The sequence below is a fragment of the Nocardioides dokdonensis FR1436 genome (assembly GCF_001653335.1).
Taxonomy (GTDB): domain Bacteria; phylum Actinomycetota; class Actinomycetes; order Propionibacteriales; family Nocardioidaceae; genus Nocardioides; species Nocardioides dokdonensis.
In genome coordinates this window covers 3,815,864-3,841,717 of sequence record NZ_CP015079.1, presented here as the reverse complement: position 1 = coordinate 3,841,717, position 25,854 = coordinate 3,815,864, and the positions used below count along the sequence as shown (strand labels likewise).

Annotated in this window: 18 protein-coding genes; 8 read left to right on the top strand and 10 right to left on the bottom strand. The window is 73.1% G+C overall.

The features are described 5' to 3' along the window. Positions 1-19: 19 nt before the first annotated feature. Together I601_RS18125 and I601_RS18120 are read left to right on the top strand one after the other, a co-directional pair. Positions 20-772 (top strand): class I SAM-dependent methyltransferase, encoded by a 753-nt coding sequence (locus I601_RS18125; protein ID WP_237089463.1) that lies wholly within the window; start codon positions 20-22, stop codon positions 770-772. Further along, positions 769-4,977: an alpha-(1->3)-arabinofuranosyltransferase domain-containing protein gene (locus I601_RS18120; RefSeq protein ID WP_068112872.1), complete on the top strand. Its 4,209-nt coding sequence runs from the start codon at positions 769-771 to the stop codon at positions 4,975-4,977. The genes I601_RS18125 and I601_RS18120 overlap by 4 nt, the downstream gene beginning before the upstream one ends. Here I601_RS18120 and I601_RS20915 read toward each other — a convergent pair. Then, positions 4,863-6,092: an acyltransferase family protein gene (locus I601_RS20915; protein ID WP_084527803.1), complete on the bottom strand. Its 1,230-nt coding sequence runs from the start codon at positions 6,090-6,092 to the stop codon at positions 4,863-4,865. The genes I601_RS18120 and I601_RS20915 overlap by 115 nt on opposite strands. Continuing rightward, positions 6,089-7,906, bottom strand: coding sequence for a hypothetical protein (locus I601_RS18115; RefSeq protein WP_068112869.1), 1,818 nt, complete (start codon positions 7,904-7,906; stop codon positions 6,089-6,091). Before I601_RS18115 ends, I601_RS20915 begins: the two co-directional genes overlap by 4 nt. Between I601_RS18115 and I601_RS18110 the strand changes: the two genes are divergently transcribed. Then, positions 7,818-8,933, top strand: coding sequence for a PorA family protein (locus tag I601_RS18110; protein ID WP_084527799.1), 1,116 nt, complete (start codon positions 7,818-7,820; stop codon positions 8,931-8,933). The genes I601_RS18115 and I601_RS18110 overlap by 89 nt on opposite strands. A 72-nt stretch (positions 8,934-9,005) precedes the next feature. Here I601_RS18110 and I601_RS18105 read toward each other — a convergent pair whose 3' ends face one another. Continuing rightward, the gene (locus I601_RS18105; RefSeq protein WP_084527797.1) at positions 9,006-9,881 is read right to left on the bottom strand and encodes a class I SAM-dependent methyltransferase; all 876 of its coding nucleotides are present in this window, start codon (positions 9,879-9,881) and stop codon (positions 9,006-9,008) included. Between I601_RS18105 and I601_RS18100 the strand changes: the two genes are divergently transcribed. Next, positions 9,880-10,881, top strand: coding sequence for a phosphotransferase family protein (locus I601_RS18100; protein ID WP_084527795.1), 1,002 nt, complete (start codon positions 9,880-9,882; stop codon positions 10,879-10,881). The genes I601_RS18105 and I601_RS18100 overlap by 2 nt on opposite strands. Positions 10,882-10,974: 93 nt before the next feature. Here I601_RS18100 and I601_RS21900 read toward each other — a convergent pair whose 3' ends face one another. Further along, positions 10,975-13,587 carry a hypothetical protein gene (locus tag I601_RS21900; RefSeq protein WP_068112859.1) on the bottom strand — a complete coding sequence of 871 codons (2,613 nt, stop codon included), beginning with the start codon at positions 13,585-13,587 and terminating at the stop codon, positions 10,975-10,977. Between the two features lie 435 nt (positions 13,588-14,022). On the opposite strand from I601_RS21900, the gene rpsA reads away from it, so the two are divergent. After that, positions 14,023-15,525 carry a 30S ribosomal protein S1 gene (rpsA, locus tag I601_RS18090; RefSeq protein ID WP_068112858.1) on the top strand — a complete coding sequence of 501 codons (1,503 nt, stop codon included), beginning with the start codon at positions 14,023-14,025 and terminating at the stop codon, positions 15,523-15,525. A gap of 106 nt (positions 15,526-15,631) precedes the next feature. Here the strand turns inward: rpsA and I601_RS21240 are convergent, their stop codons facing one another. Beyond that, entirely contained in the window at positions 15,632-15,799 is a 168-nt protein-coding gene (locus tag I601_RS21240) for a hypothetical protein (protein WP_157520288.1), read from the bottom strand. A 93-nt stretch (positions 15,800-15,892) separates the two neighbouring features. Between I601_RS21240 and I601_RS18085 the strand changes: the two genes are divergently transcribed. Next, positions 15,893-16,837: a GlxA family transcriptional regulator gene (locus I601_RS18085; protein WP_068112855.1), complete on the top strand. Its 945-nt coding sequence runs from the start codon at positions 15,893-15,895 to the stop codon at positions 16,835-16,837. Between the two features lie 7 nt (positions 16,838-16,844). Here I601_RS18085 and I601_RS18080 read toward each other — a convergent pair whose 3' ends face one another. The 3 genes from I601_RS18080 to I601_RS18070 form a co-directional block, all read right to left on the bottom strand. Further along, positions 16,845-18,452: an SLC13 family permease gene (locus I601_RS18080; protein ID WP_068112853.1), complete on the bottom strand. Its 1,608-nt coding sequence runs from the start codon at positions 18,450-18,452 to the stop codon at positions 16,845-16,847. A gap of 54 nt (positions 18,453-18,506) precedes the next feature. Continuing rightward, positions 18,507-19,781, bottom strand: a complete 1,275-nt coding sequence (locus I601_RS18075; protein ID WP_068112845.1) for a class I adenylate-forming enzyme family protein — start codon at positions 19,779-19,781, stop codon at positions 18,507-18,509. 199 nt (positions 19,782-19,980) lie between these two features. Beyond that, on the bottom strand, positions 19,981-20,403 hold the full coding sequence (locus I601_RS18070; RefSeq protein WP_068112841.1) for an SRPBCC domain-containing protein: 423 nt from the start codon (positions 20,401-20,403) through the stop codon (positions 19,981-19,983). Between the two features lie 100 nt (positions 20,404-20,503). Here I601_RS18070 and coaE point away from each other — a divergent pair, with 100 nt between their 5' ends. Then, positions 20,504-21,094, top strand: a complete 591-nt coding sequence (coaE, locus tag I601_RS18065) for a dephospho-CoA kinase (RefSeq protein WP_068115261.1) — start codon at positions 20,504-20,506, stop codon at positions 21,092-21,094. After that, a complete protein-coding gene (locus tag I601_RS18060) occupies positions 21,091-22,416 on the top strand; it encodes a glycoside hydrolase family 3 N-terminal domain-containing protein (RefSeq protein WP_068112839.1) in 1,326 nt (441 codons plus the stop codon). Before coaE ends, I601_RS18060 begins: the two co-directional genes overlap by 4 nt. Positions 22,417-22,440: 24 nt before the next feature. Here I601_RS18060 and I601_RS18055 read toward each other — a convergent pair whose 3' ends face one another. Further along, positions 22,441-23,424, bottom strand: coding sequence for a sigma-70 family RNA polymerase sigma factor (locus I601_RS18055; RefSeq protein WP_068112836.1), 984 nt, complete (start codon positions 23,422-23,424; stop codon positions 22,441-22,443). A gap of 250 nt (positions 23,425-23,674) precedes the next feature. Continuing rightward, on the bottom strand, positions 23,675-25,843 hold the full coding sequence (locus tag I601_RS18050; RefSeq protein WP_068112833.1) for a S9 family peptidase: 2,169 nt from the start codon (positions 25,841-25,843) through the stop codon (positions 23,675-23,677). Positions 25,844-25,854: the final 11 nt, after the last annotated feature.

Below are 25,854 nucleotides of genomic sequence, written 5' to 3'. Positions count from 1 at the left end.
CAGTGGGTAAGGTCTGCGCGTGCTGAGCCCGAAGACGACTCCGTTCCGGGCGACGCTGCGTCGCTCGGTGCGACTGCTGCGCGAGTTCGGTCACGAGCAGGACGATCCCGCCCGCTTCTACACCGCGCTGGCGCAGGACTCCGCCGCCCAGCTCGGTTCCTACACCGACCTCGAGGACGCGGTCCTCCTCGACGTCGGCGGCGGCCCGGGCTACTTCCGCGACGCCTTCACCTCCGCGGGCGCGACGTACCTCGCGCTGGACTCCGACGTCGGCGAGCTCGCCGGGCTCGGCACCATCGCGAACGGCACGGTCGTCGGCAGCGGGATGCGGCTGCCGTTCCGTGACGACGCCGTCGACGTCTGCTACTCCTCCAACGTGCTCGAGCACGTGCCCGAGCCCTGGACCATGGCGCGCGAGATGGTGCGGGTGACCAGGCCCGGCGGCCTGGTGTTCATCAGCTACACCGTGTGGTTCGGCCCCTGGGGCGGTCACGAGACCGCGCCGTGGCACTTCCTCGGCGGGGCCCGTGCGCGCCGGCGGTACGCGCGCACGCACGGCCACGAGCCCAAGAACAGGTACGGCGAGTCGTTGTTCGCCGTCACCGTCGGTGCGGGTCTGCGCTGGGCGCGCGAGCAGGCCGCCGGCGACGGCGTCGAGCTGGTCGACCTGGGTCCGCGCTACAACCCCTGGTGGTCGCGGTGGATGCTGCGGGTGCCGGTGCTGCGCGAGGTCGTCACCTGGAACCTCGTCATCGTGCTGCGCAAGAGATGAGCGCCGCCGGCGTGGCGACCGCGCCGAGCGGCTTCGGCCTGCGGGTGCTGGCCGGGTGCGCGCTCCTCGTGGGACTGGCCTTCATCCAGGACCCAGGGCTCCTGGTGGCCGACACGAAGTTCGACCTCGTCGCCGCTCCCGGGGACTTCCTGGCCCGCGCCCTGCACCTGTGGGACGGCGAGGGAGCGCTGGGGCAGCTGCAGAACCAGGCCTACGGCTACCTGTGGCCGATGGGCGGCTTCTTCTGGCTGGGTGCGGTGGCCAGCGTGCCGGGCTGGGTCGTGCAGCGGCTGTGGTGGGGCCTCGTGCTCGCGGTGGCCTTCTCCGGGACCGCCCGCCTGACGCGAGCGCTGGGGGTGCGCAGCGACCTGGCGTGCCTGGTCGCCGGCATGGCCTTCGCCCTGTCCCCACGGGTGCTCAGCACGATGGGCCCGATCTCCAGCGAGACCTGGCCGGTCGCCCTGGCGCCCTGGGTCCTCCTGCGGTTGGTCACCGGCTCCGAGCGCGGCTCACCGCGCCGGGCGGCGGCCCTGTCGGCGTTGGCGGTCAGCCTCGTCGGTGGTGTCAACGCCGCGGCCTCCTTCGCCGTCATCCCCCTCGGCGCTCTGTGGCTGCTGACCCGCACGCCCGGCCCCCGACGTAGGTCGCTGATGCTGTGGTGGCCGACCTTCACGTTGCTGGGCACGCTCTGGTGGCTCGTGCCGCTGGCGCTGATGGGCTCCTACAGCCCGCCCTTCCTCGACTACATCGAGTCGGCGTCGGTCACCACCTTCCCCACGACCCTGGTCGACGCGCTGCGGGGCACGTCGAACTGGGTGCCCTACGTCGAGCCCGGCGCCCGCGCCGGCCGCGACCTGCTCACCACGTCGTACCTGGCCCTCAACTCGGCCGTGGTCCTGGCCCTGGGCCTCGCGGGCCTGATGCTGCGCAGCAACCCGCACCGGAGGTTCCTGGGGCTCGGGCTGCTCGTCGGCCTGCTGATGGTCACCGCCGGGCACCTGGGCGCGGTCCAGGGCTGGTTCGCCCCGACGTTGCAGGTCCAGCTCGACGGGGTGCTCTCCCCGCTGCGCAACGTGCACAAGTTCGACCCCGTGCTGCGGCTGCCCCTGGTCATCGGCCTGGCGCTGAGCCTCGACGCGCTGGTGCGTGCCGGGCGCCGGGAGGCCGACCGGGCACCGGACCCGCGCACCCGACGCCTGGTCCGGCTCAACACCGCCACCGCGCTCGCGGTCACCGTCGCGGTGGTCGCCGGAGCAGCAGCCCCGGCCCTCGCGGGCCGGATCGCGCCGGCCGGAGCGGTGCTGGAGGTGCCGCCCTACTGGAGCGAGGCCGCCGACTGGCTGGACGAGCAGGAGGAGGCGTCCGGTGACGCGACCGCGCTGCTGGTGCCGGGCTCGAACTTCGCGCGCTACCTGTGGGGCGCCCCCGACGACGAGCCGATGCAGTGGCTGGCCGACTCGCGGTGGGCCGTGCGCAACGTCGTGCCGCTGGTGCCGCCGGGCAGCATCAGGTCCCTCGACGGCATCGAGGCCCGCCTCTCCCAGGGCCACGGCTCACCGGGCCTGGCCGCGGCGCTGCGGCGGGCCGGGCTGCGCTACCTCGTGGTGCGCGGTGATCTCGAGCGGACCGACGGCGCACCTGACCCGGTCCTGGTGCGCCAGGCGCTGCGCGACAGTCCCGGGGTGAGCCCGGTCGCCGGCTTCGGCCCGCTGCTCGGCGGGGTCGCCCATCTCGAGCCGGACACCGGCGGCCGCGTGTCGGTCGCCGGGGGCTGGCAGACGACCTACCGGGCGATCGAGGTCTGGGAGGTCGCCGCAGCAGCGCCCGTGGTCGAGGCGGACGTCACCGCGGTGGTGGCCGCCGGCCCCGAGGACCTCGCCGACCTGGCTGACACCAGCGCCCTCGACGACCGCCCGGTGGTGCTGGCCGCGGACGCTCCCGTCGAGCTGCCCGCCCAGCTGGCCAGCGCCCCGGTCGTGCTCACCGACGGACTGCGTGCGCGGGAGCGCTCCTTCGCCCGGATCCACGACGGGAGCTCGGCGGTCCTCGTGGAGGGCGACGTGCGCCGCACCGGCAACCCGGTGCGGGACTACCTCATCGACACCGAGGACCGCTGGTCGACCACCGCGAGGCTCGTGGGTGCCCGGTCGCTGTCCGCGTCGTCGTCGGCCTCCGACGCCGACTCGCTGGGCTTCCTCGAGCGTGGCGCCTCACCCTGGGCGGCGCTGGACGGCGCCAACGACTCGGCCTGGGTCTCGCGGCCCGGCTTCACCGGCACCGCCTGGTGGCGCCTGGACCTGGACACGCCCGTGGCGCCCAGCACCGTGCGCCTGGTCGGGGGCCCGACCGCCGCTGCCGACCAGCGTCTGGTCGTCCGCACCGACGCCGGCACCTCGCAGCCGGTCGCCGTGGGACCGGGGGAGAGCCGCACCGTCCCGCTCGACGTCGCCGGCACCTCCTTCGTGGAGGTGCGCTCCCTGGACGCCGACCGCGACATCAGCATCGCCGAGGTCCGGATCCCGGGTGTCCAGGTCCGGCGACCGCTCGTGCTGCCGCTGCTGCCCGAGGCCTGGGGGCCCCCGGACGCCGTGGTGCTGCGAGCCGACAAGGACCGGCGCACCGGGTGCGTCGAGGTCGAGGACCTCGCGGCCGAGCGGACCGAGGTGCGTTGCGTCGCTCGTCGGGTCGTGCAGGCCGAGGAGCCGACCGGGCTGGACCGGGTGGTGCGCCTGGCCGGGCCCGCCGACTTCAGCGAGCTCAGCGTGCGGGTGCGCCCCAGGGCCTCGAACGCGCTCGAGGCCCTCGTCCTGGAGGGGCGGGCCGTCGGCGTGCAGGCGAGCAGCACCGCGGTGCCGGACCCTCGGGCCTCCGCCCTGGCGGCCCTCGACGGAGATCTCGGCACCACCTGGGTCGCCGACCCGGACGACCCGTCGCCGTCGTTGCAGGTGTCCTGGCTCGGCCGCGAGCGGGTCACCTCGCTCCGACTGCGCACCGACGCCGACGCCGCTGCCGCCGCCCCCACCCGGCTGCGCCTGACCTGGGACGAGGGCAGCCTCGACGTCGACCTCGACGACGGGCGGGCCCGGTTGCCCGGCATCCGGACCGATGCCCTGCGCCTCGAGGTGCTGGAGAGCGAGAACGTGACGGACCTGGGCTTCGACGGCGTCGCCCACCCGGTCGGGGTCGGCATCGGTGAGTTGCGCCTGGGCGGCGTCCCCTACGAGCCCCTGCGGCTCTCCTCCGACCAGCGTCGCTACGCCTGCGGGACCGGGCCGACCCTGCGGATCGGCCGCACCACCTGGCGCACCCGGCTGATGGCCTCGCCGGCGCAGCTCGCCGCGGGAGCCAGCACCGAGGCGGTGCCGTGCGGAGCCGGGGCCGGTCCGTCCCTGCGCAGGCTGAGGCTGCCGGCCGGGGAGACCGAGGTGCGGGTCCAGGACACCGCCGCCGTGGAGATCGAGTCGGTGGTGCTCGGTGCGATGCCGACGCCGGCCCCCGGGGCCGCCTCCGACGCGCCCCTGGCCCTGACACGCGAGCCGGCTGCCCGGGTCGTGGCGGCACCGTCCACGGACGCCGTCCTCGTCGTCTCGAGGGAGAACGCCAACCCCGGCTGGCAGGGCGAGCAGGACGGCCAGCCAGCCGAGCCGGTCGTCGTCGACGGGTGGCAGCAGGGCTGGCTGCTGCCCGCCGACGCCCAGGGGCCGCTCGCGCTGCGCTTCGGGCCCGACCGCGTCTACCGTCTCGGGCTCCTGGCCGGAGCCCTGACCCTGCTGGGCCTCTTGGTCGTGGTGGGCGTCTCGCTGTCGCCGCGCGGGCGGGCGACCGGCGCCGCGCTCCCGCCCCTCGCGGCCCGCGAGGTCCGACCCGCCACCGCCGCGGTGACCGCGGTGCTCGGAGCGGGACTCCTGGCGGGCTGGTGGGGAGCCCTCGTCGCCGGCGCGACGGTGGGCCTCGTCGCGCTCCTGCGACGCCGGGCACCGGGTGGGGAGCCGTGGCTGTTCGCCGCGCCCGTCCTGGCCGCGACAGCGGCGTACGCCGCTCGGCCGTGGGGTGACCCGGACGGCTGGGCGGGCACGCTGGCCTGGCCGGTCTACCTGGCGCTGGTGCCGGTCGCAGCGGTGCTGCTCTCGGCCGGGGCCCGACCGCGCCGACGCAGTGGCTGGACCGCCTTCAGGCGCAGCGTCGGTCGCTCGACCAGCCGGTAGACGGCCTCCGCGGCGACCAGGCTGATGATCAGCGTCAGCGCCCAGATCTGCAGGCCGCGGCCGGCGAAGAGCTCCCACCCGGTCGCCCACATCACCAGGTGCAGCAGCGGCAGGTGCAGGCAGAAGATGCCGTAGGAGACCAGCCCCAGGTGCCGGGCGGCCCGATTGGTCAGGAGCCGGTCGAACGTGGTGGTCGTGCCCGGGTGCGGCGCCCGCAGCACCGCCGGGAGCACCACGAGGGCGCCGACCGCGGCGTAGAGGAGGTTCTTCGTCAGCGACTGGCCGGGGGTGGGCGCAGCCAGCAGCACCGGTCCGGCGACCGGGGTCGAGGCGATGAGCAGCAGGCCACCGGCGACGCTCCAGCAGACCCCCGGCTGACCCGCCAGACGCACCAGGAGGCCGATGCCACGACCGTCGCGTCCGCGGGCGAGCAGCACCTGGGCGAGCGCCAGCCCGACACCGATCGCGAACCAGTCGAGGTAGGCCGGCAGCCACTGCGCGGTGTCCATGTCGTGGCCCCGGCCGACGCGGGCCGCGCCGTCGAGGTGCCACCACACGCTGGTCGCGGTCATCGCCACCAGCAGCGTGCCGACCCGACGTACGTCCAGTCCCGGGCGGCGCCCGGTCGCCAGCAGCATCAGCAGCGGGAGCACGAGGTAGAAGTGCACCTCCACCGCCAGGCTCCACATGTGCGTCAGCCCCGCGGGGAATCCAGGGCCGACCAGCGTCGAGGCGAGCAGCAGCGTCGCCACGCGGTCGCCGAGCGTGAGCACGGCGTTGGCGTCGATCAACGTCAGCGCCGCCACCGCCGCCACCAGGTAGACCGGGACGATGCGCAAGGAGCGCTTCCAGAAGTAGTGCCCCGTGGCCGGTCGCGGCGTCGCGTCCGCGGCGGCCTGCAGCCACGCCCTCGAGAGCAGGAAGCCCGACAGCACGAAGAACAGGGCGACCCCCACGTCGAGCCGGGCCAGCAACCGGCCGGCGGTGCCGTTGTCCGTGTACTCACCGCCCCAGAACGCCGCATGGGTCGTCAGCACGGCGAGCGCCCCGACGGCGCGGAGGCTGTCGAGGTGCGGGAACTGCTCGACGGCCCGCTCCGGGGGAGGGGTGCTCACAGCAGGTCACCCGGCACGGCCTCGCCGACCTCGACGAGGTCCACGCACAGGCTGTTGCCCCCGCGGAGGCCGCCCAGGGTGACCTGGCCGATCTCCGCCTCGGTGCGCCAGAAGACCTCTCCGGGTCCCTGACGCACGCCGATGCGGGTCGTGGTCCCGTCCACCGTCACCTCCAGCGTGTCGTCGCTCGCCGCCGCGAAGCCCAGGTGCACCCACCAGGTGCTGTCGAAGGCCGTGCCGTCCAGGTCGATGGTGACGGGCGACGAGCCGATCCGCCAACCGCAGTCGGCCTCCGGGCCCGGGGGGGCGTCCACGGCCACGTCGATGTCCGCGCGGCGGGCGCGGCCGTCGTCGTCGAGCACGACGAGGTCCTCGGTGACCTCGGGGAAGCGCAGTCCCTCCACCTGGAGCGGCAGGAGGAGGAGGGTGGTGTTGGCCGGGAACTGGTAGCCGGGGACCACCTCTGCCGGCACGACCTGGTCGGCCAGGTCCAGGCTGCCGCGCCCGGCGAGCGAGTCCCGGGCCGTGCGCAGGTAGTCCTCGCCCGGGTTGTCCTCGTGCCAGGTGCGCACGTAGGTCACCGAGCTGAGGACACCGCCGGCCACCACGGCGACGACGAGCACCGCGGTCGCGCCCGACCAGGTGCGCGGTGGCAGGTGTCGGCGGGTGCGCCTCGCCTCGCTCGAGCCGACGGCCCCCTCGACCCGGGTGGTGGCCAGGACCAGGGCCAGCAGGGCGACCGGCAGCACGTCGGTCAGGTAGCGGTACTCGAGCCCGATCACGCCTCCGGCCACCTGGGCCCGGCTGCCCAGCACCAGCACGAAGGCGATCGCGGCGTAGCCGCCGAGCAGCGCCCAGGCCCGCCCGGTCCCCCTCCGGCGCAGCGCCAGCAGCAGCGCCAGTGCTGCCAGGACGACCCAGGTCGCGACCACCGCTGCGATCGGCGGGTCGGCGTACGACGTGGGCGGGTTGTCGGTGTTCCAGCGCCAGGGCCCGCCGAGCAGACCGGTCGGCAGCGTCGTGAGCAGCATCGAGCGGGCCAGGTCGTCGGCGACGGTCCGGCCGGTCTCGACGAAGACCTGCGGCACCTGGGTGACGTAGTAGGCGGAGAAGGCCGTGCCGAGCGTGCCGAACACGACGGCGGCCTGCCAGCGCTCGCGCAGCGCCGAGCGGACCCGGCGCCACGGGCCGCCCTCGGTGAACCAGCCCAGCAGCACCGCCGCGAGGACCAGGGGGACCAGGACGGCCTTGACGTAGGCCGTGAGCCCGAGGGCGACCAGCGCCACGGTGGCCGCCAGCCACCGGAGCCGACCGGTGCGCAGGTGCAGCACCCACGTGGCCACCGACCCCATCAGCACGGCCTGGAGCGGCAGCTGGTTCAGCGCTGCGGCCCACCACATGGTGGCCGGCAGCGTGACCGCTGACGTCTCGTAGACCGCCAGCAGCACGACGACGCGCCACCGCGCCCCGACCAGCACCAGCAGCATGGCCAGGCAGGCGACCGAGGCGAGCAGGTGCATCAGCACCGTCGTGGTGGCCGCGAGCGGCCACCGGTCGGGCGAGGCGGTGGAGACGACCCAGGCCAGGGCGCGTCCCAGCGGCATGAACTGGCTGTCGAATGGCTCGAGGAGGTCGCGGAGGGCGCTCGTGGCCTGCGCGTCACGCACCAGCCGGTGGTCGTCGGTGTAGAACCACGAGCCGGCCAGTGCCCAGGCCCGCCCAGCCGTGCCGAGGAGCAGGACGAGCACGGCGGCGGCGAGCACGCCGCTCCGGTTCGTCCGGGCCTGGAGCACGTTCTTCGGATCGACCGGCACGGCGCCGAGTGTGCCACCGGGACGGCCATTTGTGAGTGATGCCGCCAATTCGGCTACTCAGCAGTATTGTGCGGGGCATCACATCGTTCTCTGGGGAGGGAAACCCGTGCGCAAAATTCTAGGACCGGTCCTGTTGGGGCTCGGCGGCTTTCTGTTGATCGCCGGTCTGCTGGGACTCGTCTGGGCGCCCGGCGTCGTGAAGAAGACGCCGCTCCAGGTCGAGACCGTCACCTACCTCGACGGCGAGGCCGGCAAGATCGACACCTCGACCGGTGACCTGGTCGAGAACCCGATCTACGCCATCAGCGACACCCGCACCGACACCGAGCTCTCCACCGACGACACCGTCGCCTGGGTCTCGTCCTCCTGCGTGATGATCGACCGCGGCGAGGAGCCCGAGTGCGTCGACGGCTCCGAGGACATGATCACCGCCTCGGTGGACGTCTTCGCCAGCGACCGGGTGACCGCGCTGGCCGACAACGAGAGCCTCGACCTCCCGGCCGACGCCGTGCCGCACGAGGGCCTGATCAACAAGTTCCCGTTCGACACCGAGAAGAAGACCTACCCCTACTGGGACGGCACCACCGGCCAGGCCGTCGAGGCGGTCTACGACCGCACCGAGGACCTGCAGGGCACCGAGACCTACGTCTTCACGGTCAACGTCGACGAGGCGCCGATCGACATCGCTGAGGGCACCCCCGGCACGTACACCACCGCCAAGGAGATCTACGTCGAGCCGCAGACCGGGGCGATCCTCAACCAGACCGAGGACCAGCAGCGCTACCTCGAGAACGGCACCCCCGTGCTCGACCTGCAGCTGGCCTTCACCGAGGACCAGATCACCCAGAGCCTCGACGACAACGCCGGTGACCGCCTGCTCCTCGACGCGCTGACCGTGTGGCTGCCGATCGTCGGGTTCGTCGGCGGCGCGCTCGCGCTGGTGGCCGGCTTCCTGCTGATGCGCGGCGGCAAGCGCAGCGGCAACGGGCACGCGCGTCAGCGCAAGCCCGTCCCTGCTGGCCGCTGAGCGTCCCGCACCTGCACCACACGCAGCAGCCCCGCGACCGGACCGGTCGCGGGGCTGCTGCGTCGTTGCTCCCTACGGGAGGTCGGCCGCGAAGATCGCGGTGCCCGGGGTCACCCGTCCCCGCACGCCTGACCAGCCGCCCCACACCCGATCGTGGTGGTCGGGCCACTCGGGCTCCAGCAGCCGGGTGATGGTGAACCCCGCTCCGGCCAGCAGCGCCACCCAGTCACCGAGCGTGCGGTGGTGCTCGACGTACGAGACCTGGCCGGAGGCCTCGTCGACCTCCACGTACGGCGTGCGGTCCCAGTAGGACTGCGAGGCCACCAGCCCCGCCTCGTCCGGGTCGTCGGGGAACATCCACCGCGTCGGGTGGGTGATGGAGAACGCGAAGCGACCACCGCGGCGCAGCACCCGCGCGGTCTCGGCGACGGCCAGCTCGATGTCGGCGACGAACTGCAGGGCGCCGAAGGAGCTGAAGACGACGTCGAAGGAGGCGTCGCGGAACGGCAGCGCCGTGGCGGTCCCGACCATCGAGGGCACGGTGACCCCCGTGGCGTGGTCGATGCGCTGGGAGTGCTGCAGCTGGCGGTGGGACAGGTCGAGGCCGTAGGAGCGGCCCCCGGCCGCCCGCACCCACCGCGAGCACTGCCCGGCGCCGGAGCCGACCTCGAGCACGTCGCGGCCGGCGAGGTCGCCCAGCACCCGCGCCTCGGACTCGGTCAGGCCCTCGGGGCCCCACACGAAGCCGACGTCACCGAGGAACTCGCCGTGCGTGGCCTGGTAGTCGTCGGCGTAGCGGTCCCAGTCGGGTCCGTTGGCCCGACGGGACTCGATCTCGCCGACCGCACGTCGTTCGGCGCGCACCGGCGGCTGCGGAGGGTGGTCGCGCGAGTCCGGCGTGACGGGCGGCTGCGCCCCTGACGACGCTGGAGGCGGGGAGAGCGGCATGGGGCAACGGTACGGTCCCGCGCCGTCGTTGGCGGCGCGACGTGGCAGCATCCACGACGTGGACGTCCCCGACCAGACCGCCGGTGCCGGATTCGTCTCCCTGGAGCCGCTCGAGGGCGGCTGGTCGGGCGAGACGTTCGTGGCGGAGGCCGGCGGTGAGCGCACGGTGGTGCGCATCTACTCCGGTCGTCGCGGCCCCGAGGCGCCGGCGGTCGACGCCGCGGTGCTGGCCTACGCAGCCGGCGTGGTGCCCGGGGTCCCGCCGGTGCTCGAGGTCCGCCGCGCCGACCCCGGTCGGGGCGTGCCGGGGCTGCTGGTCACCGGCTTCCTCCCGGGCGAGCGCGGCGACCTGGTGCTGCCCGGCCTCGACGCGGCCGAGGCTGCCCGGGCGGGGGAGGCGCTCGGGCTGGTCCTGGTCGCCCTGGCCGGCACCGCACTGCCCCGCGGCGGTGCGTTCGTCGACGCCTCGCTGAGCATCGGCGCGCACCCGGCGCCGTACGACGCCGACGGGATGCTCGAGCTGGTGGAGGTGCTGCTGGCCGCGACCGGCTCGCGGCTGCGCGACCTCCGTGCCGACGAGCAGGCGACGCTGCGCACCCTGGCCCGCGAGGCCCAGGACCTGCTCGACGAGGTGCCGCAGCACTGCCTGGTCCACGGCGACCTCAATCCCAAGAACCTGCTGCTCCAGCGGGGCGAGGGCGGCCCCGCGGTCAGCGGGGTCCTCGACTGGGAGTTCGCCCACGCCGGGCACCCCGCGGCCGACCTGGGCAACCTGCTGCGCTTCGAGCGCCGCCCCGCCTTCCACGACGCCGTCGCCGCGACGTACGCCGAGCGGCGCGGGCTGGACGTGGCCCACGCGCTGGACCTGGCGCGCGCCGCGGACCTGCTCGCCCTGGTCGAGCTGGCGTCGCGGGCCGGCTCGAGCCCGCCCGCCGACCGGGCCCTGGGGCGGCTGCGGGCGGTGCTGGCCACCGGGGACCTGCACGCGACCGAGGCCTGAGGCCGGCCCGAGAACGCCAAACGGGCACGTGGCGCTGTGCGCCACGTGCCCGTCCCGCCCCGCCATGGTGCGGTCTGGTGGAGGGGACCGGTGCTAGCCGGTCACCCCTCGCGCGGCGGTGCCGCGCGGGTAGTTCGGCGTGCTGCTCGGGTCGAGGGGGTCACTGCCGGCAGCGACCTCCTTGCCGTCGTTGGCGCCGCCGTTGTCGGTGTCCTTGTCGCAGGGGTTCGTCTTGTACTTCTTGATCTCCTGCTTGTCGGTCAGGCCGTCCTTGTCGGTGTCCTTCTTCCGCGGGTTCGTCGGGCACTTGTCGTAGCGCTTGTTGGCGCTGCCCTTGACCTCCACGCGGTCGTTGAGCCCGTCCTTGTCGGTGTCCTTCTTGTGCGGCTTGGTCTTGAACTTCTTGACCTCGCGCCCGTCGCTGAGGCCGTCGCCGTCGGTGTCCTTCTTCAACGGGTCGGCCTTGGTCTCGTGCACCTCGCGGCCGTCCTTGAGCCCGTCGTTGTCGGTGTCGGGGTCCAGCGGGTCGGTGTAGTGGACGCGCACCTCGTCACCGTCGTCGAGCCCGTCGTCGTCGGTGTCGGGGTCCAGCGGGTCCGTGTCGTGGGTGTTGACCTCGGCGCCGTCGAGGAGCTTGTCGCCGTCCGTGTCGGGGTTGCGCGGGTCGGTGCCGATCAGCGCCTCCTCGACGTCGGTGAGGCCGTCCTTGTCGGTGTCGAGGGTGGAGTCGCCCCGGTCGTCGCCGGCGTCGTTGGGGTCGGTGCCGGCCTCGACCTCGGTGCCGTCGTCGACACCACCGTCGTCGGAGTCCGCGTCAGCGGGGTCGGTGGGCTCGTTGCCGTGAGCGTCGTTCTCGGAGCCGGTGACCTCCTGGCCGTTGGTGAGCCCGTCGGAGTCGGCGTCCTCGTCGAAGTCGCTGGTGCCGTCACCGTCGGTGTCGGCCTTGTTGGGGTTCGTGCCGGTCTGGTCGATCTCCTGGCCGTCGGTCAGGCCGTCGTCGTCGGAGTCGGCGTCGGTGGGGTCGGTGGGCTCGTTGCCGTAGGCGTCGTTCTCCGAGCCGGAGATCTCCTCGCCGTTGGTGATGCCGTCGCCGTCCGCGTCGCCCGCGGGGTCGACGGTGTCGTCCGAGGCGTCGTTGGGGTCGGTGGCCGGGGTGGCACCGGTCTCCTCGCCGTCCGTGGACCCGCCGTCGTCGGTGTCGGCGTCGTTGGGGTCCGTGGGCTCGTTGCCGTAGGCGCCGTTCGTCGAGCCGCTGGTCTCCTGGCCGTCGGTCAGGCCGTCGTCGTCGGAGTCGGCGTCGGTGGGGTCGGTGGGCTCGTTGCCGTGGGCGTCGTTCTCGGAGCCGGTGACCTCCTGGCCGTTGGTGAGCCCGTCGGAGTCGGCGTCCTCGTCGAAGTCGCTGGTGCCGTCACCGTCGGTGTCGGCCTTGTTGGGGTTCGTGCCGGTCTGGTCGATCTCCTGGCCGTCGGTCAGGCCGTCGTCGTCGGAGTCGGCGTCGGTGGGGTCGGTGGGCTCGTTGCCGTAGGCGTCGTTCTCCGAGCCGGTGACCTCCTCCAGGTTCGTGATGCCGTCCTCGTCGGCGTCCTCCTGGCCGTCGCGGACCCCGTCGCCGTCGGTGTCGGGCTTGGTGGGGTCGGTGCCGATGACCGCCTCGACGTCGTCGGTCAGCCCGTCGCCGTCGGTGTCCGGGGAGGTGCCGCACGTGACGCCACCGCTGGGCGCGGTGGCGGTGGCCGCCATGGGGAAGAGGTCGATCTCGGCCACGTCGATGAGGCCACCGAGGGTCACCTTCAGGTGCAGGGCGGCGACCTCGGCGGCGATCTTCGTGGGGCTCTGCTCGGTGACGGTGAGCTCGCCGGCGGAGAGCTCGATGAGCATGCCCGCCTCCGCCGGGAGCCTCTGGGAGTTGCTGGCGAGGTCGACGACCTGCCCGCCGATCGAGATGAGCGGTGCGGTGTACGCCGCCTTGGTGCCGGCCGCGGTGCCGTCGCTCTCCACGACGAGCTCGGGGGCGGTGAGCACCTTGACGACCTCCTGGCCGCCGATGGAGAGGTCGACGGTGCTGCCGACGACGCGGCTGCGGACGGTGCGGCCGCCCTGGGCCCGGCCGTTGTCCACCAGGCGGGTCGACTGGCTGGTGCTGGCGACACCGGGCAGCTGCACGATGCCGAGCAGGTCGACGTCGGCGGTGGAGACGGTGGACGTGGTCAGGGGGACGGTCGCGGGCAGGCAGGTGCCGGAGGCCAGGAAGCGTGCGTGGGCGGAGGCGTTGGAGACGCCGATGCCCAACGGGCCCAGGGTATCGGCCGGGATGAGCCCGTCGGTCGTCGGGTCGAGGTGGGTGGGCGGCGCCTCCTGGTGGGCGTCGGCGAGCACCGCGTCCAGCCCACCGAGGGGGAGGGCGGTGAGCAGCGAGCCGTCGATGTTGCGGGCGTCCGCGACGGCGCGCGGGGCGGACGCGTTGACCGTGCCGGTGACCTGGGCGACGCCGGCGTCGAGAGCGGAGATGCCGGCCAGCGGCACCTTGAGCGCGGTGACGTGGGCCACCTCGCCGCTCGCCGAGGACGTGGCCGTGGTGGGGACGGGCAGGGGACCGGTGGGGGCCGCGGAGGCCGCGGGGAGGGTGGTCAGGGAGTAGAGGGCCGCGGTCGACAGTGCGACCCCGAACGTGAGGGGGCGCAGGCGCGCCCGGTGCGATGACGTCATGGTGGTTCCTTCGGGGGGATGGCGGGGCATGCCGCAGCACCTGACGAGGACCTGACCCGGGGTGGAGGGAGCAAGACGGGGTCGGACCTGCGGCTTCGACGGCCCGTCGGGCACCTGGGTGGGGCGCTGGCGGAGTCCGCTCGAGATGGATCCGTACCCGAGGATACTTCCGGTATGCGCCACTCGGGCGCTGGTCCAGACCACTGGGGCGCGCCTGCGAGTTGGACGGGTGCAGGAGGGGCGTCGTACGCTGGTACAGCGCCTGGAGTCTGCCTGCGTCCCAACGGAGCGGACCTGGCTCGACCCTCGCCCCGACCTGCACGGTCGGGGTCGACACGACCGCACCGGATGCCGGTGCCGGCTCGGGTCCTCAGGGGGAAGAGGACTCCTGGTGCTCCGCCCGATTCCTGACCACGTGAAGGTTCCACTTCCCTTATGACGAGCACCATCTCCTTTCTTCCTGACTACGACGCGCCTCAGATCGCCATCAACGACATCGGGTCGGAGGAGGACTTCCTGGCCGCGATCGACGCGACCATCAAGTACTTCAACGACGGTGACATCGTCGAGGGCACGATCGTCAAGGTCGACCGCGACGAGGTCCTGCTGGACATCGGCTACAAGACCGAGGGCGTCATCCCCTCGCGCGAGCTGTCGATCAAGCACGACGTCGACCCCAACGAGGTCGTCGCCGTCGGCGACAAGGTCGAGGCCCTCGTCCTCCAGAAGGAGGACAAGGAAGGCCGACTGATCCTGTCCAAGAAGCGCGCCCAGTACGAGCGCGCCTGGGGCACCATCGAGCAGGTCAAGGAGGAGGACGGCGTCGTCGAGGGCACCGTCATCGAGGTCGTCAAGGGCGGCCTCATCCTCGACATCGGCCTGCGCGGCTTCCTGCCCGCCTCGCTGGTGGAGATGCGTCGTGTCCGCGACCTGCAGCCCTACGTCGGTCAGACGCTCGAGGCGAAGATCATCGAGCTCGACAAGAACCGCAACAACGTGGTCCTGTCGCGTCGCGCCTGGCTCGAGCAGACCCAGTCCGAGGTCCGCCACGGCTTCCTCACCCAGCTGCAGAAGGGCCAGATCCGCAAGGGTGTCGTGTCCTCGATCGTCAACTTCGGTGCCTTCGTGGACCTCGGTGGCGTCGACGGGCTCGTGCACGTGTCGGAGCTGTCCTGGAAGCACATCGACCACCCGTCCGAGGTCGTGGCCGTGGGCGACGAGGTCACCGTCGAGGTGCTCGACGTCGACATGGACCGCGAGCGTGTCTCGCTGTCGCTCAAGGCGACGCAGGAGGACCCCTGGCAGCACTTCGCCCGGACCCACCAGATCGGTCAGATCGTGCCCGGCAAGGTGACCAAGCTGGTGCCCTTCGGCTCGTTCGTCCGTGTCGAGGAGGGCATCGAGGGCCTGGTGCACATCTCCGAGCTGGCCGAGCGCCACGTCGAGATCCCCGAGCAGGTCGTCCAGGTCAACGACGACGTCATGGTCAAGATCATCGACATCGACCTCGAGCGTCGCCGGATCTCGCTCTCGCTCAAGCAGGCGAACGAGACCGCGGCCGCCTCGGACGTCGAGGAGTTCGACCCGACCCTGTACGGCATGACCGCCACGTACGACGACCAGGGCAACTACGTCTACCCGGAGGGCTTCGACTCCGAGACCGGCGAGTGGCTCGAGGGCTTCGACGACCAGCGCGCCGTCTGGGAGGAGCAGTACGCCAAGGCGCACGCTCGCTGGGAGGCCCACGTCAAGCAGCAGGCCGAGGCCAAGGTCGCTGAGAACGAGGCCGGCGAGGCCACCTCGTACTCCAGCGGCAGCGGCAGCAGCAGCGTCGAGGACGAGTCCGGCGAGCCCACCGAGTCCGCTGAGGGCGGTTCGCTGGCCTCCGACGAGGCCCTGCAGGCGCTGCGCGAGAAGCTCACCGGCGGCGCCAGCTGATCCGCTGACGCATCGCCGGTCGGCGTCACGCTGACCTGACAACCGAGGGCCCGGTCACCGACAGGTGACCGGGCCCTCGTTGCGTCCGCGGGTGCGCCGTCCGGTGTCAGTGGTACCACGCCCCCGGACGTGAGAAGGGGTCGTCCGGGTGGCTGCTCGGTGGCCGGTAGTCGGTGTGGAAGAAGGGGTCGTCGGCATCGATGACCTCGAGGAGCGCCAGGGCGACGCCCGTGACCAGCAGGACCAGGAGGAGGAAGAAGAGTAGTGGGCTCATGGCAGCAATCCTGCGCTTGACGTGATGCTGCCACCAGTGGCGGGTTTGCCAGGGTGCATCGATTTCCTGCCAAGCTCGTGGCATCCTCGGAGGGTGCAGAGCGTGGCAGTGGTGGTGCAGGACGGGGTCGAGCCCTTCGGGCTGGGCACCCTCGTCGAGGTGTGGGGCGAGCCGTACCACCCCGAGGACGACGCCCCGGTCTTCGACTTCCGGGTCTGCACCCCGCGCCCCGGCCGCGTACGAGGGCGGTCGGGGTTCGACCTGCACGTCGACCACGGTCTCGAGGCCGCCGCGGACGCCGACCTCGTGTGCTTCGCGCCGAAGCAGGACTTCGCGACCCACGAGGACGCGGTGCTCGAGGTGGCCCGGGCCGCCCACGACCGGGGGGCGCTGATCTACGCGCACTGCACCGGAGCCTTCGAGCTGGCGGCCGCCGGCGTCCTGGACGGTCACGAGGCCACCACCCACTGGCGCCACACCGACCAGCTGGCGCGGCTGTACCCGCGGGTGCGGGTGCGCCCCGACGTCCTGTACGTCCAGGCCGGGAACGTGCTCACCGGCGCGGGGGCCGCGGCCGGCATCGACGCGTCCCTGCACCTCATGCGCCAGCAGTTCGGGGCCAGGGTCGCGGCGACGACCGCCCGGCGCATCGTCGTCCCCCCGCAGCGGGACGGTGGACAGGCGCAGTTCATCGCCCGGGCCGTGCCCGACTGTGACGCCGCGACCCTCGGGCCGCTGCTCACCTGGATCGTCTCCCACCTCGAGGAGGACCTGGGCGTCGAGGCGCTGGCCCGACGCAGCATGCTCTCGCCGCGCACCTTCGCCCGGCGCTTCCGGGAGGAGACCGGCACGACCCCGCACAGCTGGGTGACGCACCACCGGGTCGCGGCAGCGGAGGAGCTGCTGGAGCGCAGCAGCCTGTCGGTCGAGCAGGTCGCGGTCCGGGTGGGCTTCGGCAACGCCGCGACCCTGCGCCAGCACTTCACCCGGGTGCGGGGCGTCAGCCCGCAGCGCTACCGGCGGCAGTTCGCCTGCTGAGCCTCGGCTAGAGCACCAGGTCGAGCGCGAACGGCCCGATCAGGACCGTGAACATCGTGATCAGCACGACGCCGACCACGTTGAGGACCGCACCTCCGCGCGCCATGTCGGCGATGCGCACGGCGCCGGTGCCGAAGACGATCGCGTTGGGCGGGGTCCCCACCGGGAGCATGAACGCGCAGGTCGCGGCCAGGGCGGCCGGGATCAGCAGGGTGACGGGGTCGACGCCCAGTCCGCCGGCGACCCCGCCGAGCACCGGGATGAAGGTGGCGGCGGTGGCGGTGTTGCTGGTGACCTCGGTCAGCATCAGCACCAGCGCGACCACGGCGGCCAGCAGCAGGACGATCGGCAGCGCTCCCAGGGCGCCGACCTGCTCGCCGAACCACGCGTCCAGTCCGGTGCCGGCGACCGCGGAGGCCAGGCTCAGGCCGCCGCCGAAGAGCAGCAGCACGCCCCAGGGCAGGCCCTTCTCGGCGTCGTGCCACTCCAGGGTCATCCGCCCCCGCTCGTCGCCGGGGATCAGGAACATGACCAGGCCGGCGGTGATGGCGATGACGGTGTCGTCGAAGCCGCCCAGCCAGGGCGCCCGGTCACCCAGGTCCCCGATGCTGGCCAGCACGCCGGGCACCACCCAGAAGAACGCGGCGGTGGCGAAGACCGCCAGGACCACCTTCTCGCCCCGGCTCGGCGCACCCAGCTCGGCGATCTGGGTGTCGATGAGCTCGGCGCCACCGGGGATGGACTCGAGTCGGAAGCGGAAGATCACCCGGGTGATGAGCAGCCAGGCGAGAGCCAGGAACACCACGACCAGGGGCAGGCCGAGCATCATCCACTCGGCGAAGCCGATGTCGCGGTCGAGCTCGCTGGCCAGGTAGCCGGCCACGATGGCGTTCGGCGGAGAGCCGAGCAGGGTCCCGAGCCCGCCGATGGAGGCCGACCAGGCGACCGACAGCAGCAGGGCGACACCGAAGAGCCGGACGTCGACGTCGTCGATCACGTCGCTCATCGTCTCCCGGCCCCCGAGCCGCTCGGTGAGCTCGGCCGCGTCGGTGCTCTGGTTGCTGCCCGCGCTGTTCTCCACGACGAGCGCGAGGACCGAGAGCGCGATCGGGAGCATCATCAAGGTGGTGGCGGTGTTCGAGACCCACATCGACAAGAACGCCGTGGCGATCATCATCCCCAGGATGATCCGACGCGGGTGGGTCCCGACGCGGCGCAGGGTCAGGAGCGCGATCCGGCGGTGCAGGTTCCACTTCTGCATGGCGATCGCGATGAGGAAGCCGCCGAGGAAGAGGAACACGATGGGATCGGCGTACGGCGCCGTGGCGTCGGCGATGCCCAGGGCGTCGGTGAGTGCAGGGAGCAGCGCGATCGGCAGCAGTGCGGTCGCGGCCAGGGGGAGCGCCTCGGTCATCCACCACGCGGCCATCAGGGCGCCCACGGCGGCGACCACCCGGCCGTCCTGGGAGAGCTCGGCGCCACCGAGCGCGACGTACACGGCGGCGGCCAGCACCACCCCGAGCGCCCGCACGCCCCAGGTGTGCCGCGCCGAGCGGCCCGGGCCGTCGGCGGCGTCCGTGCCGCGCTGGGGGATGTCCTGGTCCGTGCTGGTCATGAAGCCTCCCGAGACTGGTCCGACCACCTCACACCCGAGGGGGGTGCAGCAGCCTCACCCCTGGTGGTGAGGCGCCAGCGCGGCGCGCAGCACCTTGCCCGTCGCCGTGCGAGGCAGGTCGGACACGGTGGTCCAGGTCTTGGGTCGCTTGGGGGGAGCGAGCCGCTCGCGCGCCCAGGCGTCGAGCTGCCCGGCGGTGGCGGTGCCGACGACGGCGGCACAGACGCGCTGGCCCCAGTCGGGGTCGGGAACGGCGTAGACGGCGACGTCGTCGACGCCCTCGAGCTCACGCAGCGCGTGCTCGACCTCGAGGGGGTAGACGTTGACGCCGCCGCTGATGATCAGATCGGTGCGCCGGCCGTCGAGGTAGAGGTAGCCCTCGGGGTCGAGCCGGCCCACGTCACCGACGCTGAACGCCGGTCCGTCGGGGGACTCGCGCCAGGCGGCGGCGGTCTTGTCCGGCGCGCCGTGGTACTCGAAGCGGGCGTGCGGCGGCACGGTGCACCAGATGGTGCCGTCGTCGTCGAGGTGCAGCGTGCGCCCGGGGCGGGCCCGGCCGACGGTGCCGGGGTGCTCGAGCCACTCCTCGCTCCGGCAGGCGGTGAACTGGCCCTCGGTGGAGCCGTAGAACTCCCAGGTGCTGCCTGGTGGGAACGTCTCGACCAGACGCTGCTTCGTGGCGACCGGGCAGGGCGCGCCCGCGTGCGCCACGAGGCGGAAGCGGCTGAGGTCGGGGGTGCCGACCTCGTCCCAGTGCGCGAAGAGGCGCTGCAGGTGGGTCGGGACGCAGAACATGGTGGTCGGGCACTCGGTCTCGATGGCGCGCGTGATCCGGTCGGGGTCGAAGGGGCCGGGGACCACCACGCGACCGCCGGCCAGCACGGTGCCCATCGCGAACCGCAGCGGCGCCGAGTGGTGGAGCGGGCTGAGGACGAGGTTGACGTCGGTGGCGGCGAAGCCCCACAGATCGCGCTCCTCGTCGACGAGCGTGGCGGACGCGGCGGGGGAGAGGAGCCCGCTGCAGACACCCTTCGGCGTGCCGGTGGTCCCGCTGGTGACGTGCATCGGTCGTGCCCGGGGCGTCCAGCCGCTCATCGGCCCGTCGGGTCGCGTCCGGTCGAGGAGGGCGGCCAGCTCCCGCTCGCCCTCGACCACGAGGGTGGGCTCGACATCAGCCAGGATGCGCTCACGCTCGTAGGCCGTGAGTCGCGGGTCCAGCGGCACCGGGAAGACCCCGTGCGCCAGCAGCGCCATCACGGCCTCGAGCAGCAGCAGCGAGCCGGGCACCAGCAGGGCGACCCGGGAGCCCTCGGGCAGCGTGGGATGCATGGCCCGATCGTAGGTGACCGCGACCCGGCCCAGATGTCTCGCCGACCCGGCCCAGATGTCTCGCCGACCCGGCCTAGATGTCTCGCCGACCCGGCGCAGATGGCCCCTCAGGTCGAGACCGCTGCGCGACCGGGACATCTGCGCCGACTCACGTGAACATCCGGGCCGGGTCGCGGAGACATCTGCGCCGGGTCGGGGGTCAGGCCTCGCTGTCTGTCTTCAGCGCGGACGCGAACTGGTCGAACGAGGCCTGGAAGTCCGGCATCGACCGGAGGATCAGCGGCGCGAGCAGGCCGCTGAAGGCCTCGGCCATGGTGAAGGTGCAGGCGGCGTCACCCGCGGGCTCGAGGGTGAAGGTACGCCGTCCGGTGAAGAGCCCCAGCGGCATGCCGCCCGTCCACACCATGTGCCGGGGCGCCTGCACCTCGGCCACCCTCAGCGCGAAGCCGCGCTTGGGGTCGAGCTCCGAGACCAGCTTGATCTTCTGGCCCTCGCGGATCGTGCCGCTGACGTCGACGACGCCGTTGTCCGCCCTGTTCCACCAGTCGGCGTCGGTCAGCAGCGCCCAGACGTGCTCGGGAGGGGCGCTGATCGTGGTCGTGGTGCTGGCGGTCGTCGTCATGTCGCGTCCTGACCTGGTGGGTGTCGTCCTGGCGTCATCGTCCCACGGCGAGGCCGATGCCGATGCGGCCGAGGGTGGGCTCCCGACTACCGTGACGCCCATGCGAGTGGGACTCACGGGGGGCGTGGCCTCGGGCAAGAGCACGGTGGCCGCGATGCTGGCCGAGCTGGGGGCCGTCGTCATCGACGCGGACGCCCTGGCCCGCGAGGTGGTCGAGCAGGGCACCCCGGGACTGGCCGCGGTCGTCGAGGAGTTCGGTGACCAGCTGCTGACACCCGAGGGTGACCTCGACCGGCCCGCGATGGGTCGCCTGGTCTTCGGCGACGACGCGGCCCGCAAGCGCCTCGAGGCGATCGTGCACCCGCTGGTCTTCGAGCGGTACGCCGCACTGGAGGCGTCGGCGCCCGCGGGGGCGCTGGTCGTGCACGACATCCCGCTGCTGGCCGAGTCCGGCCGGGCCGACGGCTTCGACGCCGTGCTGGTCGTCGACGTGCCCGCCGAGACCCAGGTCGAGCGGATGCTGCAGCAGCGCGGCTGGACCCGGGAGGACGCCGACTCCCGCATCGCCGCCCAGGCCACGCGCGAGCAGCGCCTCGCGATCGCCACCCACGTCATCGAGAACACCGGCACGCTCGACGAGCTCCGCGAGCGCGTCCAGGCCGTCCACGACGAGCTGGGTGCGAGCGCATGAGGCGCCCCGCACGCCTCGCCGTGGCAGCCGTGACGCTCGGCCTGGCGCTCAGCGGCTGCACCGCCGCCGGCGACGACGACGACACCGGTCCCGCGAGCCCCGCCGCCAGCGCGACCCCCGACCAGGAGGACGCGCCCGCCGAGCCGGTCGCGCCCGCGGAACCGGTCGACCCCGACGAGCCCACCTCCTGGGGCCCGACCGAGGGTGAGCTCGCCGAGGCCCGCGAGCTCGTCGCCGAGATGAGCCCCGAGGAGCTCGCCGGCCAGGTCATCGTCGGCCGCTACGCAGGCACCGACCCCGCAGTGCCCGCGCAGCTCGTCTCCGACCTGCACCTCTCCGGCGTCTGCGTGACCGGCGACAACGTGGTCGACGAGGCCCAGGTGCGGGCCACCACCGCAGCCGTCTCCGCCGCAGTGGCCGACAGCGGACGCGACTTCCCGGCCGTGATCGGCGTCGACCAGGAGGGCGGCACCGTCTCCCACCTGCGGGGCATCGCCACCGAGTTCCCCGCGTTCCAGACAGCCGGCCGGGCCGTCGACGGCGGCGGCCGCTCCGGCAAGGTGGCCGTGCGGGACGCGGCGTACACGACCGGTCTGGAGCTGCGCGACCTCGGCTTCACCTGGGTCTACGCCCCGGTCGCCGACGTCACCATCGGCGCTGCCGACCCGACCATCGGCAGCCGGTCGCCCTCGACCGATCCGCGCCTGGCCGCCAAGGCGACCGCTGCGGCCGTCGACGGCTTCGACCGCTCCGGGACGGTGTCGACCACGAAGCACTACCCCGGCCACGGCGGCGCCACCGCCGACAGCCACCTGACGCTTCCTGGTCTCGACGCCCCGATCGAGGAGCTGGAGAAGCGCGACCTGATGCCGTTCCGCGCCGCCACCAAGGCGGGCGCGCCCTCGGTGATGATCGGGCACCTCGACGTCGAGGCCCTCGCCCCGGGCACGCCGTCCAGCATCGCCCCCGAGGTCTACGACCACCTGCGCGACGAGGTCGGCTTCGAGGGCGTAGCCATCACCGACTCCCTGGGCATGGGTGCGGTCGCCGGCATCCCCGGCCTGGCCGTGAAGGCGCTCGTCGCCGGCGCCGACCTGCTGCTGATGCCCGCGGACACCCGGCGCACCCACGCGCACGTCACGAAGGCGATCGCCTCCGGCGAGGTCAGCCCCGAGCGGATCGAGGAGGCCGCCGCGCGGGTCGTGGCGCTGCAGATGTGGCAGGCCCGGGTGGCGGGCGGGCTGCAGGTCCCGGACGACATCAGCGCCCGGGCGGCCGAGGCCGCCCAGGCGCTGGAGGTCGCGGCGTACGCCGCCCCCTGAGGGTCCTGCCCGGAGGTTGCCCGCTCAGGCAGCCAGGTCCGGGTCGGCGAAGCGACGCAGCTTCTGCAGCGCCTCCCGCTCGAGCTGGCGCACCCGCTCGGCGGAGATGCCGTGCTTGGCGCCGATGTCGGCCAGCTTGTGCTGGCGTCCGTCGCTGAGGCCGTAGCGCGAACGGATGATGTCGGCGGCCCGGTCGTCCAGGTGGCAGACCAGGGCGTTCAGCCGGTCGCGCGACTCGACGTCGATGACGCTCAGGTCGGGACCCGGCGAGGTCTCCTGCGCCATCAGGTCGCCCAGCGAGGTGTCGCCGTCCTCGTCGACGGGGGTGTCGAGCGAGACGTGCTCGCGACCCCACGCCAGCAGGTCGAGGACGCGGTCGACGTCCATGCCGAGCTCCAGCGCGATCTCGCCGGGCTCCGGGTCGCGACCCAGCTGGCGCTCCAGGGTCCGACGGGCGCCGCCGACCTGGTTGAGCTCCTCGACCACGTGCACCGGCAGCCGCACGACGCGGGCCTGCTGGGCGATGCCACGGGTGATCGCCTGGCGCACCCACCAGGTCGCGTAGGTGGAGAACTTGTAGCCCTTGGTGTAGTCGAACTTCTCGACCGCCCGGATCAGGCCGGTGTTGCCCTCCTGGATCAGGTCCAGCATCGGCATCTGGGCGCGGCCGTACTTGCGCGCGATGGACACGACGAGGCGCAGGTTGGCGGTGATGAAGGTGTCGACGGCCTGGCGCCCCTGCTCGGCGAGCCACTCGAGCTCCTCCTCGCTGGCGCGGCCGGGGGCTCCGCCCTTGCGGCGCCCCACGCGACCCTCCTTCAGCAGGGCCTCGGCGTAGAGGCCCGCCTCGATGGTCTGGGACAGGTCCACCTCCGCGGCCGCGTCGAGCAGCGGGTTGCGGGCGATCTCGTCCAGGTAGAGCCCGACGCTGTCGCGGCCCTCGATCTCACGACCGGTGCTGGCCGTGACGGTGCGAGCAGCCGTGCGGGTGGCGGTGCTGGTGGCCATGAAACCCCTCCTTCGGCACGTGGTCGCTCTCGTGCTCCCACGTCGTGTCCAACGCTCCTGGGGTGGCCGGAGATTCCCGTTCCACCGCGGAGCCTTCACCATCAAGGACGTGTGGCCCGCCCCCGGAGTTGCATGACGAGCCAACTCTCAGCGACTTCTCAGGGCCACACCTCTCACTGCTTGTTCGGTGCCCCGCAGCGATCGGATGGCTCTCACCCCGCAGGGGGAGAAGAGGGCGAGGGATCAGGGGTCAGGCGTCGGCCAGCCCCATCCGGTCCAGCATCCAGGCCAGCGCGAAGGCCCGGTCGTGCCAGGCCTTGTAGCGGCCCGAGACACCGCCGTGCCCGGCCGACATCTCCGTGCGCAGCAGCACGTCGGGACGGTGGTCGGGGGCGGTGGCGCGCAGCTTGGCGACCCACTTGGCGGGCTCGACGTAGAGCACCCGCGTGTCGTTGAGGGAGGTCTCGGCCAGGATCGCCGGGTAGTCCTGCTCCGTGACGTTGTCGTACGGCGCGTACGAGGCCATGTAGTCGTAGACCTCGGGGTCCGCCTCGGGGTTGCCCCACTCGTCGTACTCGGTGACCGTCAGCGGCAGGGTGGCGTCGAGCATGGTGGTGAGGGCGTCGACGAACGGGACCGCCGCGACGATGCCGGTGAACAGCTCCGGGGCCTGGTTGGCCACCGCGCCCATCAGCATCCCGCCGGCGCTGCCGCCCTCGGCGACCAGGGTGCGCGGACTCGACCAGCCGGTGTCGACCAGGTGGCGGGCGCAGGCGATGAAGTCGGAGAAGGTGTTCTGCTTCGTGGTCATCTTGCCCTCGTCGTACCACCGGCGGCCCATCTCGCCGCCGCCGCGCACGTGGGCGATCGCGAAGGCGGCGCCCCGGTCGAGCAGCGAGAGCCGGGCGACCGAGAAGTAGGGGTCGATGGAGGCCTCGTAGGAGCCGTACCCGTAGAGCAGCGTCGGCACCGGGCGGGTGCCGCCGCCGTCGTCCTCGCGCGAGCCGCGACGGCACACGACGGAGATCGGCACCTGCGCGCCGTCATCCGCGGTGGCCCACAGCCGGTGCTCCTCGTAGTCGGCCGGGTCGTAGCCGCCGAGCACCGGCGTGCGACGCAGCAGGGTGAGCCCCCGGCTGCGCACGTCGTAGTCGTAGACCGACGACGGGACGGCCATCGAGGTGAAGCCCAGGCGCACCACCGGCTGGTCGAAGGTCGGGTTGCCCCCGGCGCCGACGGTGTACACCTCGGCGTCGAAGGGGACCAGGTAGTCGTCGCCGACGCCGTCGGGACCGAGCTCGATGATGCGCAGCTGGGTCAGGCCCTCGCTGCGCTGGTGCACCACGAGGTGCCCGGCGAAGGCGTCGACGTCCTCGAGCCGTACGGCGGGGTCGTGCGCGATCATCGCCTCCCAGCCCGCTGCCGGGGTCGGGGCCAGCGGGGCGGTGGCCAGCTCGAAGTCGGGGCCGGTGGCGTTGTGCAGCACCAGGAAGCGGTCCTCGCCGGCGATGACGGCGTGGTCGAGGGAATACTCGACGCCCTCGACCCGCTCCGCGAAGACCTGCCAGCCCGCCGCGGGGTCGTCGGCGTCGAGGAAGCGGTACTCCGTGGTGGTCTTGCTGCCCGCGACCAGCACCAGGAACCGGTCGGAGCGCGACCGGCCGATCCCGACGAAGAAGCGGCCGTCCGTCTCGTGGTGGACCAGCTCGTCCTCCGACTGCGCCGTGCCGAGGCGGTGCCGCCAGATCTTGTCGGCGCGCCAGGCCTCGTCGACGGTGGCGTAGTAGAGGTTCTCGCCGTCACGGTCCCAGGTGGTGCCGTGGATGACGCCCTCGAGCACGTCGGGCAGCAGGTCGCCGGTGGCGAGGTCCTTGACGCGCGCGGTGTAGCGCTCGTCGCCGACCACGTCGACGCTGTAGGCCAGCCGGGTGGCGTCGGGGCTGATGCTCGCGCCGCCGAGGGAGAAGAACTCGTGGCCCTCGGCGAGCGCGTCGAGGTCGAGCAGCACCTCCTCGCCGGGCAGGGCGGGCTGGTCGGGCGCGCAGTCCTCGGCGGGGGTCGGCGGCGTCCAGTCGTCGGGGCCGGCGACCGGCACCCGGCAGGTGGCGCCGTACTCGCGGCCCTCGAAGGAGCGCCCGTAGTACCAGTGGTCCCGGTTGCGCACCGGCACCGACAGGTCGGTCTCGCGGGTACGGGCCTTGATCTCCTCGAAGATCCTCGTGCGCAGGTCGGAGAGGTGCGCGGTGCGGGCCTCGGTCCACGCGTTCTCCGCCTCGAGGTGGGCCCGGACCTCGGGGGAGTCCTTCTCGCGCAGCCACTCGTAGTCGTCGTGCCGGGTGCGGCCGTGGAACTCGCGCTCGGTGGGGCGCCGCTCGGCGACAGGAGGGGTCACGGACGGGTGCTGAGGTGCGGAGGACATGGCGCCAACCT

Coding starts and splice junctions, on each gene's coding strand:
- coaE (WP_068115261.1), top strand. CDS start 20,504: ATGCGAGTGGGACTCACGGGGGGCGTGGCCTCGGGCAAGAGCACGGTG.
- I601_RS18060 (WP_068112839.1), top strand. CDS start 21,091: ATGAGGCGCCCCGCACGCCTCGCCGTGGCAGCCGTGACGCTCGGCCTG.
- I601_RS18070 (WP_068112841.1), bottom strand. CDS start 20,403: ATGACGACGACCGCCAGCACCACGACCACGATCAGCGCCCCTCCCGAG.
- I601_RS18105 (WP_084527797.1), bottom strand. CDS start 9,881: ATGCCGCTCTCCCCGCCTCCAGCGTCGTCAGGGGCGCAGCCGCCCGTC.
- I601_RS21240 (WP_157520288.1), bottom strand. CDS start 15,799: ATGAGCCCACTACTCTTCTTCCTCCTCCTGGTCCTGCTGGTCACGGGC.
- I601_RS18050 (WP_068112833.1), bottom strand. CDS start 25,843: ATGTCCTCCGCACCTCAGCACCCGTCCGTGACCCCTCCTGTCGCCGAG.
- I601_RS18120 (WP_068112872.1), top strand. CDS start 769: ATGAGCGCCGCCGGCGTGGCGACCGCGCCGAGCGGCTTCGGCCTGCGG.
- I601_RS21900 (WP_068112859.1), bottom strand. CDS start 13,587: ATGACGTCATCGCACCGGGCGCGCCTGCGCCCCCTCACGTTCGGGGTC.
- I601_RS18080 (WP_068112853.1), bottom strand. CDS start 18,452: ATGACCAGCACGGACCAGGACATCCCCCAGCGCGGCACGGACGCCGCC.
- I601_RS18100 (WP_084527795.1), top strand. CDS start 9,880: ATGGGGCAACGGTACGGTCCCGCGCCGTCGTTGGCGGCGCGACGTGGC.
- rpsA (WP_068112858.1), top strand. CDS start 14,023: ATGACGAGCACCATCTCCTTTCTTCCTGACTACGACGCGCCTCAGATC.
- I601_RS18055 (WP_068112836.1), bottom strand. CDS start 23,424: ATGGCCACCAGCACCGCCACCCGCACGGCTGCTCGCACCGTCACGGCC.
- I601_RS18075 (WP_068112845.1), bottom strand. CDS start 19,781: ATGCATCCCACGCTGCCCGAGGGCTCCCGGGTCGCCCTGCTGGTGCCC.